The sequence below is a fragment of the Humibacter soli genome (genome assembly GCF_054779035.1).
The window spans coordinates 893,677-910,141 of sequence record NZ_BAAGYX010000001.1 but is presented as its reverse complement, the minus strand read 5'-3'; the positions used below and the strand labels follow the sequence as shown (position 1 = coordinate 910,141).

Genomic DNA, 16,465 nt, shown 5'->3' with positions numbered 1-16,465 from the left:
CCGTTGAGTGCGAGCCCTCAACAGCTCTCGCCTCAATCGCCCATAGGCTGAACAGGTGATCTCCTCCCTCCGCGGAACCGTTCTGCAGGCCTCAGACGGCGTCGCCGTCATCGACGTCGGGGGAGTGGGTTACGCCGTTCAGGTCACGCCGGATCACGCACGTTCGCTGCGCATCGGCGAGGAGGCGACAGTGCACACGTCGCTCGTCGTGCGGCAGGAGTCCCTCTCGCTCTTCGGCTTTCCGGCACGCGAGCACCTCGGCGTCTTCGACGCCTTGATCGGTGTCTCCGGCGTTGGCCCGAAGTCCGCGCTCGGTGTCCTCGCGGAGCTCTCGCCCGACGAGATCGCCCTGGCCGTCGCATCGGACGACGACGCAGCGTTCCGCAAGGTGTCGGGCATCGGCCCCAAGACCGCGAAGCTGATCGTCGTCTCGCTCACCGGCAAGCTCTTCGCGCCGGCAAAGCCGGTGCAGACGGTCGCCCAGATCCCCAGGACGGATGTCGCCGACAGCGTCGTGATCGCGCTGGTCGGACTCGGCTGGCCCGAACGCACAGCGGCCGACGCCGTGCACGACATCGCGGAGGAGTTCCCCGAGTCCGAGCGCGACACCGTTCAGGCGCTCCTGCGGCTCGCGCTGTCCCGCCTCGGGCCGACAGCGAGGCAGCAGGCATGAGCGACGACCTGACGGCGCCAGAGGCCCAGTCCGACGCCGAGCTGGCGTTCGAGGGTGCACTGCGACCGAAGTCGCTCGGCGAGTTCGTCGGGCAGTCGAAGGTGCGCGGTCAGCTCCAGCTGCTGCTCACGGCCGCCCGCATGCAGGAGCGCACCCCCGACCACATCCTGCTCGCCGGGCCTCCCGGCCTCGGCAAGACGACCCTCGCGATGATCGTCGCTCACGAGAGCGGCAGAACGCTGCGGATGTCGAGCGGCCCGGCCATCCAGCACGCAGGCGACCTCGCAGCGCTCCTCTCGTCGCTCGTTCCCGGCGAGGTGCTCTTCATCGACGAGATCCACCGCATGGCGCGGTCCGCCGAGGAGATGCTGTACCTGGCGATGGAAGACTTCCGCATCGACATCATGGTCGGCAAAGGGGCGGGGGCGACATCCATTCCGCTCGATCTCGCGCCGTTCACCCTCGTGGGAGCAACGACACGCTCCGGCCTGCTGCCGAACCCTCTGCGCGACCGGTTCGGATTCACCGCCCACCTGGAGTTCTACGACGACTCCGAGCTCGAGCAGGTGCTGGTGCGCGCTGCGACCTTGCTCGACTTCGAGATCGATGGCGAGGCGATCGCGGAGATCGCCGGCCGTTGCCGTGGAACCCCTCGCATCGCCAACCGCCTGCTTCGCAGGGTGAGGGACTATGCGCTCGTGCACGGCGGCGGCGCAGATCTGAACGCCGTGCGGGCCGCGCTCGAGCTTTACGACGTCGACGAACTCGGCCTCGACCGCATCGACAGGGCGGTCATGCAGACGATCTTGACGCGTTTCAACGGAGGCCCCGTCGGACTCAGCACCCTCGCTGTCTCGGTGGGGGAGGAGGCCGATACGATCGAGTCGGTCGTCGAGCCTTTCCTCGTGCGCATCGGTCTGTTGTCGCGTACGCCACGCGGTCGCGTGGCGACGCCGATGGCCTGGCAGCACTTCGGAACACCAAGGAAGCCCACTGCTGACGCGCAGCAAGCCCTCTTTACCGATGACCTATAATCCAAGGTAGCTTGCAGCCCCCACGCGTATGAGGTGGTTGTTCATGTGCCCCCTCATCTCCGGAAGGTCTTTCCACGTTGGATCAAAATATTCTGACCATTGTCATGGTCGTCGTTCTGGCCGCCCTCATCTTCTTCATGTTCCGCAGCAGCAGGCGGCGTCAGAAGCAGGCAGCCGAGCTTCAGAAGCAGGTCGTTCCGGGCGCGACCGTCATGACCAACTTCGGCGTGTTCGGCACCATCGTGTCGATCGACGAGGAGACCAACAAGGTCGAGCTCGAGACGAGCCCCGGACACATTCTCACGGTTCACCGTCAGACCATCGGTCGTGTCGAGACCTCTCCTGAGGTCACCGAGGAGGAAGGCACGACGGATGTCGAGGCGTCGGAAGCCTCCACGCCTGCCATCGACGAGAAGCCCGCGTACGGCGAGCGCATCGAGGATGCCGACGCTCCGTCGAAGAAGACCGACGAGTAGAACCTCCACCCGCGCCGACGCCGTCGTGGCCGTCCGCGCGAGCATAGAAAGCTGAGTCCCCTCCGTGGCAAAGTCGTCCCCTGCGAAGCATGCCTCACGCTCCCTGACCTGGCTCGGCGTGATCGTCGTCGCACTCGTGCTCGTACTCGCCGGCGGCGTGCTGTTCTCCACCGCCACGTGGGCGCCCAAGCTGGGACTCGACCTCGAGGGCGGCACCGAGATCATCCTCGCGCCGCAGCTGGCCGGCGGTCAGAAGGTCACCTCGGACGAGCTCAACCAGGCCGTCTCGATCATCCGTGAGCGTGTGAACGCATCGGGTGTTTCCGAGGCGCAGGTGAGCACGCAGGGCACGGACAACATCGTCGTCTCGATCCCCGGCACGCCCGATCAGGCGACGCTCGACCGCATCAAGTCGTCGTCGAAGCTCGAGCTGCGGCCCGTGCTGCTGACAGGTGCGCCTACCAACACCTTCGTCGGCTCCAACGGCAAGACGACGCCATACCCGTCGCCTGCGCCGACTCTGCAGTCGACGCCGACCGCGAAGCCGACCAACGGCAGCGACACCTCATGGGTGACGCCCGCGCTCCAGGCCGAGTACAACGCCTTCGACTGCGCATCGCTGAAGAACGCTACGACGAACATCGCTCCCGATGACAAGCCGCTCATCACCTGTGATGACAACCTCAGCGTGAAGTACCTGCTGGGCCCCGTCGAGGTACAGGGTTCGGACATCTCGAACGCGACGGCCGGCATCGTCACCGACTCCAGCGGCAACACGACCGGGCAGTGGGCGGTCAACCTCGTCTTCAACGCGCAGGGCACCAAGGACTTCACCGCGGTGAGCGAGCGGCTGTACGGCTTCTACGGCGCCGACTCGTCCGACCCGCGCGCGCAGTTCGCCTTCGTGCTCGACGGCAAGGTGCTCTCGGCACCGGCGATGCAGGGTGCGATCACCAACGGCAAGCCGCAGATCACCGGTAACTTCACGCAGACGTCGTCTCAAAGCCTCGCGGATCAGCTGAAGTTCGGCGCCCTTCCCGTGAGCTTCAAGGTGCAGAGCTCCGAGACGATATCCGCAACGCTCGGTTCTGCCCAGCTGCTCAGCGGTCTGATCGCCGGAGCGATCGGTCTGCTCCTCGTCGTCATCTACACGCTGTTCCAGTACCGTCTGCTCGGCCTGGTCACCATCACCTCGTTGATCGTCGCCGCGCTGCTGACGTATCTGATCATCACGATCCTGTCGTGGCGCATCGACTACCGGCTCTCGCTAGCCGGAGTCGCCGGCCTGATCGTGGCCATCGGATTCACCGCGGATTCCTTCATCGTGTACTTCGAGCGAATACGCGATGAGTTGCGCGACGGGCGAAGTCTCGAGTCCGCCGTCGACGCGGGCTGGAAACGAGCGAGACGCACCATCTACGCGTCGAAGTCCACGAACCTCCTCGCGGCGATCGTCCTCTACGTGCTCGCCGTCGGGAATGTGCAGGGCTTCGCCTTCACTCTCGGTGTGACGACCGTGCTCGACGTGCTGATCGTCATCCTGTTCACGCACCCGACGCTCCAACTCCTGGCGCGCACCCGCTTCTTCGCGAGCGGAAACAGGTGGTCCGGTCTCGACCCGACAGCACTCGGTGCCGTGTACCGCGGCGCCGCCCAGTTCCGCACCGCCGCGACGGTGAGCGACACCAAGCGGGCGACCAGCGGTAAGGAAGCCGCGCGACGGCAGACCATCGCCGAACGCAAGCAGGCCGAGCTCGTCGCCTCGGGCGGCGGCAACGCCAAGAAGGACGAGAAGGACTCCTGATGGCCCAGACACGCTTCCAGAGGTTCGGAAACGATCTCTACACTGGTGCCCGCTCGATCGACTTCGTCGGCAAGCGGAAGATCTGGTACTCGATCGCCATCGTGCTGACGATCGCCTCGATCCTCATCCCGATCGTCAAGGGCGGATTCAACTTCGGCATCGACTTCACCGGTGGTTCGCAGTTCACGGTCGCCGGCGTCAACTCGACCGACCAGGCGCTGGCCCAGCAGGCGGTGCACGAGGTCAAGCCGAACGCGACGGTGCAGATCAGCGTCACGGAGGGCACTGCAGGCAAGGGCATCCGCGTGCAGACCGATCAGCTCACCACGCAGCAGACCAAGCAGGTCGCGGCGAACCTCGGTGCTGCCTACGGCGTGCCGCAGGCGAACGTCGCGTCGACCTACATCGGTCCGAGCTGGGGACAGGATGTCTCGCGTCAGGCCATCCAGGGTCTCGTGGTCTTCCTCCTGCTCGCCTTCATCGCCATGGCCCTGTACTTCAGAACCTGGAAGATGTCTGCGGCCGCGATCATCTCGCTGTTCCACGACCTGATCATCACGGCCGGCGTGTACGCCCTGGCAGGACTGGAGATCACCCCGGCGACGATGATCGGATTCCTGACGATCCTGGGCTACTCGCTGTATGACACCGTCGTGGTGTTCGACAAGATCCGCGAGAACACCAGGGGCGACAAGGAAGCGCTCAAGCACACCTTCCCCGAGTCCGTGAACCTCGCCGTCAACCAGACCCTCGTGCGGTCGATCAACACGGCGGTCGTTGCCGCACTCCCGGTCGGCGGAATCCTCTTCATCGGCTCGTATGTGCTGGGCGCCGACACGCTTCGCGACATCTCGCTCGCGCTGTTCATCGGAATCCTGGTCGGCACCTACTCGACGATCTTCCTCGCCGCGCCTCTGTACTCGGACTTCCGACGCAAGGAGCCCACGATCGTGAAGCACGACAGAAGGGTGCTCGCCACCAGGTCGAAGGCCCCGGTCGCTGCCGACTCGAGCGTGAGCTGACATGGCATCCGTGAACGAACCGGGCTCGTCCATCGAGGCGAGCGACGCGATCTCGCTGGTCGCCGGGGGCGACGTGTGGCTGCTCGATGTGCGCGAGCCGTTCGAGTGGGAAGACGGTCATGTGCCCGACGCTCACCACATTCCGATGCGGGAGCTCGGCGAGCGACAGCACGAACTGCCCGACGACGGCACGCCCATCGCGGTGATCTGCCATGTCGGCGGACGGTCGCGAACGGTGACCGACGCGCTGGTGGGCGCCGACTACCCCGCGGTGAACGTGGCCGGCGGCATGGTGGCGTGGCAGTCGTCAGGCGGCCCGGTCGTCACCGGAGGCACGGAAGGTCACCGCTAGGGGCACCTGCGCTGTGAGCGGACCTGTCCACCCTGCCGGAGCAGACCCGCGATAATGATCGAGGGAGGCGATGCTGATGGTTGATACGACGACGCCGCAGACCGCCTCACTGCGCCGCCTCGTGCCACGCCTCTTCTCTCGTGCTCAGCAGCCGGCCGGCGCGGTCGACACTCTGCTCAGGACCGTTCGGATGCACCATCCGAAGGCAGACCTCGCCCTGATCGAGCGCGCGTACACGGTCGCCGAGCGCGCGCACTCGGGGCAGACCCGTCGCAGCGGCGAGCCGTACATCACGCATCCCGTCGCCGTCGCACAGATCCTCGCCGACCTGGGCATCGGATCGAAGGCGATCGCCGCCGCACTGCTGCACGACACCGTCGAAGACACGGACTACTCCCTCGACGAGCTCCGCGCCGACTTCGGCGACGAGATCGGCATGCTCGTCGACGGCGTGACCAAGCTCGACAAGGTCAAGTACGGCGAGAGCGCTCAGGCCGAGACTGTGCGCAAGATGATCGTGGCGATGTCGAAGGACATCCGCGTGCTGATCATCAAGCTCGCCGACCGGTTGCACAACGCACGCACCTGGGGCTTCGTTCCGGCGTCCTCCGCAACCAGGAAGGCGACGGAGACCCTCGAGATCTACGCGCCTCTTGCGCACAGGCTCGGCATCCAGGCCATCAAATGGGAGCTCGAGGACCTCTCGTTCGCGGTGCTCTATCCGAAGCTGTACGTCGAGATCGAGAACCTCGTGAAACAGCGGTCGCCGGAGCGCGAACGCGTTGTTCAGCAGGTCACCGATGCGATCAACGAAGACCTGAAATCCGCGAAGATCCGCGGAAAGGTGGATGGCCGGCCGAAGCAGTTCTACTCGATCTACCAGAAGATGGTGGTGCGAGGTCGCGAGTTCGACGAGATCTACGACCTCGTGGGCATCCGCGTCATCGTCGGGTCGGTGCGAGACTGCTACGCCGTGCTCGGGCAGATCCATGCAAGATGGACGCCCATGCCGGGGCGCTTCAAGGACTACATCGCCACCCCGAAGTTCAACCTGTATCAGTCGCTCCACACGACGGTGATCGGGCCAGAGGGCCGTGCCGTCGAGATCCAGATCCGCACGGAGGAGATGCATCAGCGCGCCGAGTTCGGTGTCGCTGCGCACTGGAAGTACAAGGAGCGCGTCGCCGGCAAAGATGACGGCAAGGTCGACACCGACATGGCGTGGCTCGCGCATATCTCCGACTGGCAGGCAGAGACCGCCGACCCGAGCGAGTTCCTCGACTCTCTGCGCTTCGAGATCGGCGCCAAAGAGGTCTACGTCTTCACGCCGAAGGGCAGGGTCATCGGCCTGCCGTCCGGCGCGACCCCGGTCGACTTCGCCTACGCCGTGCACACCGAGGTCGGCCACCGCACCATGGGCGCGAAGGTGAACGGACGCCTCGTGCCGCTCGAATCTCCGCTCGCCACAGGTGACGTCGTCGAGGTCTTCACGTCGAAGAACCCGGACTCCGGCCCCAGCCAGGACTGGCTCAACTTCGTCAAGAGTCCTCGAGCTCGCAACAAGATCCGCCAGTGGTTCACCAAGGAACGCCGTGACGAGGCCATCGAGCAGGGCAAGGATGCCATCGCCCGCGCGATGCGCAAGCAGAACCTTCCTCTGCAGCGGCTGATGAGCCAGGACTCGCTGGGCGAGGTCGCGTCGCTCATGAAGTACGACGACGTGTCGGCACTGTATGCGGCGATCGGCGAGGGCCACGTCAGCACGCAGTCCGTGCTCGAGAAGGTCGTCGCCTCCCTGCAGGCGGAGAACGAGAGCGACGTCACGGAGATGCCGCCGCCCGCCAGGGTGCGCGGACGTCAGCTGCGCAACAGCGACTCGGGTGTTCTGGTGCGCGGGGCTCCCGACATCCTGGTCAAGCTCGCGAAGTGCTGCACGCCGGTTCCCGGTGACGACATCGTCGGGTTCATCACCCGTGGGTCGGGCGTGAGCGTGCACCAGGCGGACTGCCACAACGTGCAAGACCTGATGCGCGAACCCGAGCGGATGATCGACGTGGAGTGGGCTCCGTCGTCGAAGAGCGTCTTCCTCGTGCAGATCCAGGTGGAGGCGCTCGATCGCTCAGGGCTGCTATCGGATGTCACCAGGGTGCTCTCCGAGCACCACGTGAACATCCTCTCCGCGACCGTCTCCACGTCGAGCAGCCGGCTGGCACTGAGCAGGTTCGTCTTCGAGATGGGGGACACCACGCACCTCGACAGGGTGCTGAACGCCGTGCGCCGCATCGACGCCGTCTACGACGTGTACCGGGTGAGCACCGGCTGACGGCTCTCGCCCGCCTCAGCCATCCACTCTCTCAGCCGCGCAAGGGCCGCGATCTTGCCCGGCAGATTGGGCGCCTCATCGATCCGCTCGACGCATTCCGCTGCCAGGTGCGGCCACCGCTGGATGAGGGCCGCGGCGTGCCTCGCGGCCTCGTCGCCCCCAAGGACGCTCAGATCGAACAGGATGCGCGCCGGCGTGGTCACACGCAGCTCTCCGACCCCCTCGATGTCGTACGGCCCATGCGTCACCTCGCGCACCACGAAGCGCGGCGATGGCGCGAACTTCAGACGGTCCGATCGCGAGACGCAGACGCGGTGCAACGCGGGTGGCAGGCTGAGGATGCCGTGGATCCAGAGCGCGCTGTCGAGCTCAGCGATCAAGCGCGTTCCGATGAGCTCGAGCAGGGCGGCGGCCCGAAGTCGTGCGTCATCCACCTCGTCGACCGGCGCGAACGCCTCGTCGATCGCGTAGAGCTCGCCGTCGAGGCGTGCGGCGTTCAGTTCGGCCACGGCGAGCACTCCACCTGGACGGAGCACGGATGCCATCGGACGAGCCATGTCTCAATCGTCGCGTGGGTGTGCCATCGGACTCCGCCGTTGATCGAGGTCCGTGGACAAACTCCTACCGGTGGAGAACCGGTCAGCGGATGGCGCCGAGCCAGGCCTTCCGAGCGTCGAGTGCTTCCTGCGCACCCTGGATCGCTTTGGCGTCGCCGGACGCCTTCGCGTCTTCGAGCTCGGACTCGAGCTTGGCGATGGCCTCGGTGAGCTGAGCGGCGAGACCCTCTGAGCGTGCCTTCTTCTCCGGGTTGCTGCGCTGCCAGTGCTCGTCGTCGAGCTTGCGCACCGCAGTCTCGACGCGGCGGAGCCGGTCCTCAACGGTCTTCACGTCGCCGCGAGGAACCTTGCCGATGGTATCCCAGCGGGTCTGGATGGAAAGAAGCGTCGCGCGAGCGGCCGCGCGATCCGTGGCCGTCAGAAGCGGCTCGGCCTCGTCGAGGAGTGCGAGCTTCTGCTCCAGATTGTGCTGGAACTCCTCGTTCTCGATGGCGTCCGATTCGGCCTTCGCCGCATAGAGCACGTCGCCCGCGGCCTTGAACCGCGCCCAGAGCGCGTCATCGGTGCGCTTGCCGGCACGACCGGACCGCTTCCAGTCGTCGAGCAGGGCACGATACTCCGGGATGCCGCCGATGCCGAGGGGCTCGAGAGCCTCAGCGCGCTCGATGAGCTCGGTCTTGCGCGCACGAACATCGCGGTGCTGGGTGTCCAGCTCGGCGAAGAACGCCTTGCGGTTGCGCTCGAGCGTGGTGCGCGCAGCACGGAAACGCTTCCAGAGCTCGTTGGCCTCGCCCTTGGGCAGGCGCGGGCCCTCGTGCTGGTGCTTCTGCCAGGCGGCGAACAGCTCGTCGAGCTTTGCGCCGGCCTGCTTCCACTGCGTCTTGGCGGGATCCTCCGCGGCAAGCGCTTCGACCTGTTCGACGATGGCGGTTCGCTCGGAGATGGCCTGCTCCATGGCGGCCTTCGCCTCGGCGCTCTGCTGCTCTGTCAACTCTTCGACGGTGCCGCCGAGCTTGGAGAGCCGCTCGTCGAGTGCGGCGAGGTCGCCGACCGCGTTGGCGTTCGCAACGGATTCCTTGAGCGCGGCGACGGCTTTCGCGACGTCGGATGCCGGTGCACCGCGACGCGCGCGCTGCTCGAGCAACCCGACCTGGCCGGCGAGATCCGCGTACTTGCGCTCGAAATAGGCCAGTGCCTCGTCGGGCGTCGCGTCGGGATACTCACCGACGACGCGCTCTTCGTCGCCCACGCGCACGTAGACGACACCTGCGTCATCCACACGACCCCACGGGTGCTGTTCAGAACTTGCCACGAGTCTCACCTGTCCGAGTACGGCCGCGACGTCACGCGGTCCACGAGAAAATCCTATTGCACGCCCGGGAAGGTCCCGAGCCCGGCCGTCATCACTTCAAGGTGAACGTGTTGATGGTCGGGGTGACGACCGGGGTACCGTCGGACCCGCCGCCCTGCACGCCCTTGTCGGTGACGGCCTTCTCGAGTGCGGGGAGCCCGCTCGTCACCTTGCCGATGACGGTGTAGCCGCCCGCACTGTCGTTCGGGATGGTCGTGTCGCCGTAGACGATGAAGAACTGGCTGCCGTTGCTGTAGGCGTTTCCGCTCTGCCGCGCCATCGCGATGGTGCCCGTCGGATACTTGCCGTCGGCCGGGGCGTTCTCGATCGGGCCGTAACTGTAGCCGGGCCCGCCGGTGCCGTCGCCCTTCGGGTCGCCGCACTGCAGAACCTTGAATCCGGCGCTGGTGGTGAGGCGGTGGCACTTCGTGCCGTTGAAGAAGTCCTTCTGCGTCAGAGCGATCATCGACGAAACGGCCTGCGGCGCCTTCGCCCCGTCGAGCGAGACGGCGAGCGGAATGCCGTTGATCGTCAGCGTGCCGTTCCACGTACGGCCGTCGGCGATCGACTTCGACGGCACGTCTCCCTGGTTCTTGCCTGCGGCGGGCGTCGGAGTCGGCGTCGTCGTCGCGGTGGCTGTTGCGGACGGCTTGGCCGAGGCGACGGCTTTGCCGGGACCCGCGGAGAAGTAGGTCAGCTGCAGCACGACGGCGAGGGCGAGCACGACGACGACCACGCCACCCGCGATGAGGTTGTCTCGCACCCGACGCTTGCGTCGATGATCGTGCACGGCCTGCCTGGCCTGATAGGCGCGCAGCCGCTCGCGGGCCTGTCTGGCCTCACGGTCGTTCTGCTTCTTTGCGGACACGGGCATCCTCCACCGGGGGCGCGTCGGCGCCGAGAGTCAGGGGCAGTCGGGGGTGCGGGCGGCCCATGAGGCCTAACCCAGGCTGAACTTTACGCACCCAGTCCATGCAGTCCAAATGACGAGGCCGTGCTCGGCGCCATGTCGGTGGGTCGCTCTATCCTTGAGCGCATGGCGAGCACACAGCAGGGGTTGCGCGCGGGCGCGACGCCTCTCGCGGTGCGCATGCGCCCGCGCAAGATCGACGAGATCGCGGGGCAGCGCCATCTTCTCGGACCCGGTTCACCGCTCGTCTCGCTCGCCGGCGATAAGACGGGGGAGCGCGGCTCGGTCTCGGTCATCCTGTGGGGACCTCCCGGTACGGGCAAGACCACGATCGCCCAGGTGATCGCTCACTCGTCCGGTCGCCGCTTCGTCGAGCTCTCCGCTGTGACGGCCGGGGTCCGCGATGTGCGCGCCGTGATGGAGCAGGCGCAGTCGGACCGCGATCTCTACGGTGTCTCGACGGTGCTGTTCCTCGATGAGATCCACCGCTTCACCAAGGCGCAGCAGGACGCACTGCTGCCAGGCGTGGAGAACGGGTGGGTCATCCTCGTGGCCGCCACCACGGAGAATCCGTCGTTCTCCGTCATCTCACCGCTCCTGTCACGCTCGCTGCTGCTCACGCTCGAGCAGCTCTCCGACGACGATCTCGGCATTCTGATCGATCGGGCGGTGCACGATGAGCGGGGCCTCAAAGACGCGGTCCTGCTCGACCCTGAGGCAAGGGCGGCGCTCGTCCGACTCGCCTCCGGCGACGCGCGGCGCGCACTGACCGCACTGGAGGCCGCCGCGAACTCCGCGGTCGACAACGCGCGGGCGAGCGAGGATGCCGAGCGCGACGTCGACGACGCTGAGAGCCTGCCGACTGTCACGGCCGAGCTGGTGGCATCCGCTGTCGACCGCGCCCTTCTGCGATACGACAGGAACGGCGACGAGCACTACGACGTGATCAGCGCCTTCATCAAGTCGGTTCGGGGATCAGACGTCGATGCCGCGCTGCACTATCTGGCGAGGATGATCGAGGCGGGCGAAGACCCGCGCTTCATCGCGCGACGCATCATCGTGCTCGCCTCAGAAGACATCGGCATGGCGGACCCGACCGCGCTCGGCGTCGCGGTTGCCGCTGCGGATGCCGTGCAGTACATCGGCATGCCGGAGGGTCGCATTCCGCTCGCACAGGCGGTCGTTCACCTCGCGACCGCGCCGAAGTCCAACGCCGCTTACATGGCGCTGGATGCGGCGATCGCCGACGTGCGCGCAGGCAAGATCGGCAGAGTGCCCAAGCACCTGCGCGACGCGCACTACCCGGGAGCCAAGCGACTCGGCCACGGCAAGGGGTACGTGTACCCGCACGACGACGACCTCGGGGTGGTGCGTCAGCAGTACTTGCCTGACATCCTCAAGGGCTCCCTCTACTACGCGCCCACCGAGCACGGCAACGAACGCGACATCGCAGCACGCCTCGCCAAGCTGCGCCGCATCACACGGGGTGAATGAATGCACCCCAGAGCTCTGGTAGCATAGACGGGCCGAGTTTCGGATTCCGCGCGGCTGCTGGAGTCCGAGACGACAGGGCTGTTCCGAAAGGAACAGTAGCTCTTTAGCCGAGCGGCCCCGGCGAATCCCTCCCATTGCGAAAGCGGAGCACACCTGTGCCCGCCGGATCAGCCAATGGCTGCCCCTTCACGGCAGCACAAGTGAGAAGAATCCAGAAAGGACCGACGTGTCTTCACGTTCCCGCAGCAAGACCCGCCTCTCCAGGTCGCTGGGCGTCGCCCTGACCCCGAAGGCGGCCCGCTTCATGGAGAAGCGCCCCTACGCGCCCGGCGAGCACGGCCGCACCAAGCGCAAGGCCGACAGCGACTACGCCGTGCGTCTTCGCGAGAAGCAGCGCCTGCGCGCCCAGTACGGCATCCGCGAGAAGCAGCTCCGCATCGCCTTCGAAGAGGCCCGCCGCACGCAGGGTCTGACCGGTGAGAACCTCGTCGAGCTGCTCGAGATGCGTCTCGACGCGCTCGTGCTCCGTGCCGGCTTCGCCCGCACGACTGCTCAGGCTCGCCAGTTCGTGGTGCACCGCCACATCCTCGTCGACGGCAAGATCGTCGACCGTCCGTCGTTCCGCGTGAAGCCGGGCCAGCTCATCCACGTCAAGGCCCGTTCCGAGGGCACCGAGCCCTTCCAGGTCGCGGCGGCCGGCGGTCACACGGATGTTCTGCCCAAGACGCCCGCGTACCTCGACGTCGAGCTCGACAAGCTGCAGGCCCGCCTCGAGCGTCGCCCGAAGCGCGCCGAGATCCCCGTCACCTGTGACGTTCAGCTCGTGGTCGAGTACTACGCGGCTCGCTAAGCGAGGCGCGTAGCGCCATAGCAACCGATACGCTGGAGGGCGGGTCGTCTCTGACGGCCCGCCCTCCGACGTATACCTCGAACGGAATGGATGGTGCAGCGTGTCAGGTGGAGACATCGCGGGTCTGATCGCCGCAGGCGTTTTCGCGGTGCTGGTCGCGCTGCTCGCCATCCCGCTCGTGAAGCTCGGCAAGGTGTTCGACCAGACGACCGACTCGATCAAAGAGGTCAGCGACGGCATCACGCCGCTCCTCGAGGAGACGACCGAGACACTTCGCGAGACCAACAAGCAGCTCGTGAGGGTCGACGCCATCACGCGCAACGTGCAGGATGTCACGGGCAACGTCTCGGCTCTCGTCGCTCTCTTCGCCGCGACGGTCGGCGGCCCGCTCATCAAGCTCGCCGGATTCAGCGCTGCGGTGCGCGCGGCGTTCCGGTTCGCCCGTCCCGGCCGGGGCGGAGGCGAGTAGTCGGACCGTCTGAGCCCCCACGACTAAACTGGCGGGGTCTCGGAGGAGCGATCGTCACCTCGACCGGCGGGGTTCTCATCGGATCCGCGCCTCGTCCCGTCGCCAGCGGGAATCCGACCGCCGCACCGAGGCATCCACCAGAAACGACCACCAGCTTCACGAGCACGAGGAGATTTGTGATGAAGAGCTTCGTCTGGTTCGTCGTCGGCATCGTTGCCGGCTTCACGATCGCACACCAGGTGAACAAGACCTCGCAGGGCAAGCAGTTCTTCGAAGACCTCGACCGCAAGGCGCATGACTTCGGCGCGGCGGTCGGCGACGGCTACCGCCGGCGCGAGGCGGAGCTGCGCACTGCGATCGACGAGGCCGACGACACCATCTCCGGCCTGTCGTAAGCGGCAGCCGCCGCAGCAGCTGAATCCCACCGAACGAACGGAACCATGCAGACCGCCGCCCCCATGTCGACGTCCGACGTGCCGACAGCTCCCATGTCGACAGCTGAGATCCGCCGCCGCTTCCTCGATTACTTCGCGGAGCGCGAGCACACCATCGTGCCGTCCGCCTCGCTGGTGAGCGACGACCCGACCCTGCTGTTCACCATTGCAGGCATGGTGCCGTTCGTCCCATATCTCACGGGACTCGTTCCCGCGCCCTACCCGCGGGCGGCTGACGCGCAGAAGTGCATCCGCACCCTCGACATCGAAGAGGTCGGCAAGACGCCGCGCCACGGCACCTTCTTCCAGATGCTGGGCAACTGGTCGTTCGGCGACTACTTCAAGGAGCAGGCGATCGCCTACGCCTGGGAGCTGCTGACGACCCCCGAGGACAAGGGCGGACTCGGCTTCGATCCGAAGGACCTCTGGGTCACTGTCTACGAGGACGACGACGAGGCGAGGCGACACTGGCGCGAGATCGCCGGGCTGCCCGACGAGCGCATCCAGGGGCTCGGCAAGGACACGAACTACTGGTCGACAGGTGTGCCCGGTCCCGCGGGCCCCTGCTCGGAGATCTTCTTCGATCGCGGCCCCGCGTACGGCATCGACGGCGGCCCGGCGACGGATGACGACCGCTACGTCGAGATCTGGAACCTCGTCTTCATGCAGTACCTCAGGGGAGAGGGCACGGGCAAGGCCGACTTCGAGATCCTCGGAGAGCTGCCGAAGAAGAACATCGACACCGGCATGGGGCTGGAGCGCGTCGCGTTCCTGAAGCAGGGCGTCGAGAACATCTACGAGATCGACCAGATCCGGCCGGTGCTCGACCGCGCGGCCGAGCTGTCCCGCAAAACGTACGGCGAGAACCACGAGGACGACGTGCGCATGCGCGTGGTCGCCGACCACGTGCGCAGTGCACTCATGCTGATGTCCGATGGCGTCACGCCGTCGAACGAGGGCCGTGGGTACATCCTTCGTCGCCTGCTCCGCCGCACGGTGCGCTCGATGCGTCTGCTCGGCGTCGAGACGGCGACGTTCCCCGTGCTGTTCGCCGCGTCGCGTGACGCGATGAAGTCGACCTACCCCGAGGTGGAGTCGGACTACGACCGCATCTCGCACCTCGCGTACGCCGAGGAGGACACCTTCCTTCGCACGCTGGCGAGCGGCACGAGCATCCTCGACACCGCCGTGTCGAACACTCAGGCGTCGGGCAGCAGGGAGCTCGCAGGCGACACCGCGTTCCTGCTGCACGACACGTACGGCTTCCCGATCGACCTGACGTTGGAGATGGCCGAGGAGGCCGGGCTCAGCGTCGACCGCGCAGCGTTCGACACGCTCATGGCGCAGCAGCGCTCGAGGGCGAAGGCCGACGCGAAGGCGAAGAAGCGCGCGCTTGCCGATCTGTCGGTCTACAGCGGGCTGCGTTCGCGCGGCGAGACGGTGTTCACCGGATACGACGAGTTGCAGACCGAGTCGCGTGTGCTGGGGATCATCGTCGACGGGGTCTCTGTTCCACGGGCATCCGAGGGCCAGATCGCCGAGATCGTGCTCGCGGAGACGGCGCTCTATGCGGAGTCGGGCGGACAGGATGCCGACCAGGGCACCATCGTCGGCCCGGGCTACGAGCTCGAGGTGCTCGATGTGCAGAAGCCTGTCAAGGGCCTGATCAGCCACACCGTTCAGGTCACGCGCGGAGAGGTCGGAGTCGACGATCCCGCGACCAGCGTCGTGGACGCCGACTATCGTCGCGGCGCGCGTCAGGCGCACTCGGGCACGCACATCATCCACGCCGCGCTGCGACAGGTGCTCGGCCCGAACGCCCACCAGTCCGGTTCGTACAACAAGGCCGGCTATCTGCGCCTCGACTTCTCGTGGAATCAGGGGCTGTCGCACGAGACGCGCACCGAGATCGAGGAGATCTCGAACAACGCAATCCGTGACGACCTCGAGGTTGTCACGAGGGAGCTCCCGCTCGACGAGGCGCGCGCCCTCGGCGCGATGGCGCTGTTCGGCGAGAAGTACGGCGACGTCGTTCGTGTCGTCGACATCGGCGGTCCGTGGTCGCGTGAGCTCTGTGCGGGAACGCACGTGTCGTCGAGTTCCGAGATCGGCATGATCAACCTGATCAGCGAGTCGTCTGTCGGGTCGACGAACCGGCGCGTCGAGTCCCTCGTGGGAATCGAGGCGTTCCGCGACCTGGCGACGGAGCGCGCGATCGTGTCGCAGCTCAGCGGCTCGCTGAAGACGCCCCGTGAGCAGCTGCCCGAGCGCATCAACGATCTGGTGGCGAGCCTCAAGGCCGCGGAGAAGAAGATCGCAGCGTTCGAGGCCCGCGCGGTGCTCGACCGCGTTCCCGCGCTGCTGGAAAGCGTCGAGCGCGTCGGTGCCGTACGTGTCGTGGCCCAGAGCGTCGGTTCGCTCGGTTCGGCGGACGACCTGAGGATGCTCGTGACGACCGTGCGCGACCGCCTCGGCAGCGAGGCTTCCGTGGTGGCCCTGGCCGCAACGGTGTCCGACCGTCCTGTCGTCATCGTCGGCACGAACAAGGCCGCGCGTGATGCGGAGGTCAAGGCCGGACCGCTCGCGAAGGGCGCGGCATCCGTTCTCGGTGGCGGTGGCGGCGGCAAGGACGACCTCGCCCAGGGCGGCGGCTCGGACGCATCGGCCATCGACGCGGCGCTGGCGTCGGTGCGCACGGCGATCGGATAGCCGGATC

General features: G+C 66.7%; 15 protein-coding genes. 12 read left to right on the top strand and 3 right to left on the bottom strand.

Annotated features, from left to right (window positions below; translation table 11 throughout):
• Window positions 1-55: 55 nt before the first annotated feature.
• From ruvA to ACYVDN_RS04195, 7 genes are all read left to right on the top strand, one after another.
• Window positions 56-673, top strand: coding sequence for a Holliday junction branch migration protein RuvA (gene ruvA, locus ACYVDN_RS04225; protein ID WP_460568762.1), 618 nt, complete (start codon window positions 56-58; stop codon window positions 671-673).
• Window positions 670-1,707: a Holliday junction branch migration DNA helicase RuvB gene (ruvB, locus tag ACYVDN_RS04220; protein ID WP_460568760.1), complete on the top strand. Its 1,038-nt coding sequence runs from the start codon at window positions 670-672 to the stop codon at window positions 1,705-1,707. Before ruvA ends, ruvB begins: the two co-directional genes overlap by 4 nt.
• 104 nt (window positions 1,708-1,811) lie before the next feature.
• On the top strand, window positions 1,812-2,183 hold the full coding sequence (yajC, locus tag ACYVDN_RS04215; RefSeq protein WP_460568758.1) for a preprotein translocase subunit YajC: 372 nt from the start codon (window positions 1,812-1,814) through the stop codon (window positions 2,181-2,183).
• Window positions 2,184-2,247: 64 nt separating this feature from the next.
• Window positions 2,248-3,987, top strand: coding sequence for a preprotein translocase subunit SecD (gene secD / locus ACYVDN_RS04210; RefSeq protein WP_460568756.1), 1,740 nt, complete (start codon window positions 2,248-2,250; stop codon window positions 3,985-3,987).
• Window positions 3,987-5,009 carry a protein translocase subunit SecF gene (gene secF, locus ACYVDN_RS04205; RefSeq protein ID WP_460568754.1) on the top strand — a complete coding sequence of 341 codons (1,023 nt, stop codon included), beginning with the start codon at window positions 3,987-3,989 and terminating at the stop codon, window positions 5,007-5,009. The genes secD and secF overlap by 1 nt, the downstream gene beginning before the upstream one ends.
• Before the next feature lies 1 nt (window position 5,010).
• Window positions 5,011-5,361 carry a rhodanese-like domain-containing protein gene (locus tag ACYVDN_RS04200; protein ID WP_460568752.1) on the top strand — a complete coding sequence of 117 codons (351 nt, stop codon included), beginning with the start codon at window positions 5,011-5,013 and terminating at the stop codon, window positions 5,359-5,361.
• Window positions 5,362-5,437: 76 nt separating this feature from the next.
• Window positions 5,438-7,684 (top strand): RelA/SpoT family protein, encoded by a 2,247-nt coding sequence (locus ACYVDN_RS04195; protein WP_460568750.1) that lies wholly within the window; start codon window positions 5,438-5,440, stop codon window positions 7,682-7,684.
• Here the strand turns inward: ACYVDN_RS04195 and ACYVDN_RS04190 are convergent.
• From ACYVDN_RS04190 to ACYVDN_RS04180, 3 genes are all read right to left on the bottom strand, one after another.
• Window positions 7,654-8,241: a hypothetical protein gene (locus ACYVDN_RS04190; RefSeq protein WP_460568748.1), complete on the bottom strand. Its 588-nt coding sequence runs from the start codon at window positions 8,239-8,241 to the stop codon at window positions 7,654-7,656. The two genes, ACYVDN_RS04195 and ACYVDN_RS04190, sit on opposite strands and share 31 nt — an antisense overlap.
• A gap of 82 nt (window positions 8,242-8,323) precedes the next feature.
• Complete coding sequence (locus ACYVDN_RS04185) at window positions 8,324-9,562, bottom strand: DUF349 domain-containing protein (RefSeq protein WP_460568746.1); 1,239 nt, start codon at window positions 9,560-9,562, stop codon at window positions 8,324-8,326.
• 82 nt (window positions 9,563-9,644) lie between these two features.
• Window positions 9,645-10,460, bottom strand: coding sequence for a peptidylprolyl isomerase (locus ACYVDN_RS04180; RefSeq protein WP_460568744.1), 816 nt, complete (start codon window positions 10,458-10,460; stop codon window positions 9,645-9,647).
• Between the two features lie 168 nt (window positions 10,461-10,628).
• Here ACYVDN_RS04180 and ACYVDN_RS04175 point away from each other — a divergent pair, with 168 nt between their 5' ends.
• The 5 genes from ACYVDN_RS04175 to alaS all read left to right on the top strand — a co-directional run bounded on the left by ACYVDN_RS04175 (window position 10,629) and on the right by alaS (window position 16,458).
• Complete coding sequence (locus ACYVDN_RS04175) at window positions 10,629-11,996, top strand: replication-associated recombination protein A (protein WP_460568742.1); 1,368 nt, start codon at window positions 10,629-10,631, stop codon at window positions 11,994-11,996.
• A 226-nt stretch (window positions 11,997-12,222) separates the two neighbouring features.
• Window positions 12,223-12,846, top strand: coding sequence for a 30S ribosomal protein S4 (gene rpsD / locus ACYVDN_RS04170; RefSeq protein WP_460568740.1), 624 nt, complete (start codon window positions 12,223-12,225; stop codon window positions 12,844-12,846).
• A gap of 100 nt (window positions 12,847-12,946) precedes the next feature.
• Window positions 12,947-13,315, top strand: a complete 369-nt coding sequence (locus tag ACYVDN_RS04165) for a DUF948 domain-containing protein (protein WP_460568738.1) — start codon at window positions 12,947-12,949, stop codon at window positions 13,313-13,315.
• A gap of 179 nt (window positions 13,316-13,494) precedes the next feature.
• Window positions 13,495-13,710, top strand: a complete 216-nt coding sequence (locus ACYVDN_RS04160) for a hypothetical protein (RefSeq protein ID WP_460568736.1) — start codon at window positions 13,495-13,497, stop codon at window positions 13,708-13,710.
• Between the two features lie 93 nt (window positions 13,711-13,803).
• The gene (alaS, locus tag ACYVDN_RS04155) at window positions 13,804-16,458 is read left to right on the top strand and encodes an alanine--tRNA ligase (protein WP_460572236.1); all 2,655 of its coding nucleotides are present in this window, start codon (window positions 13,804-13,806) and stop codon (window positions 16,456-16,458) included.
• Window positions 16,459-16,465 lie beyond the last annotated feature (7 nt).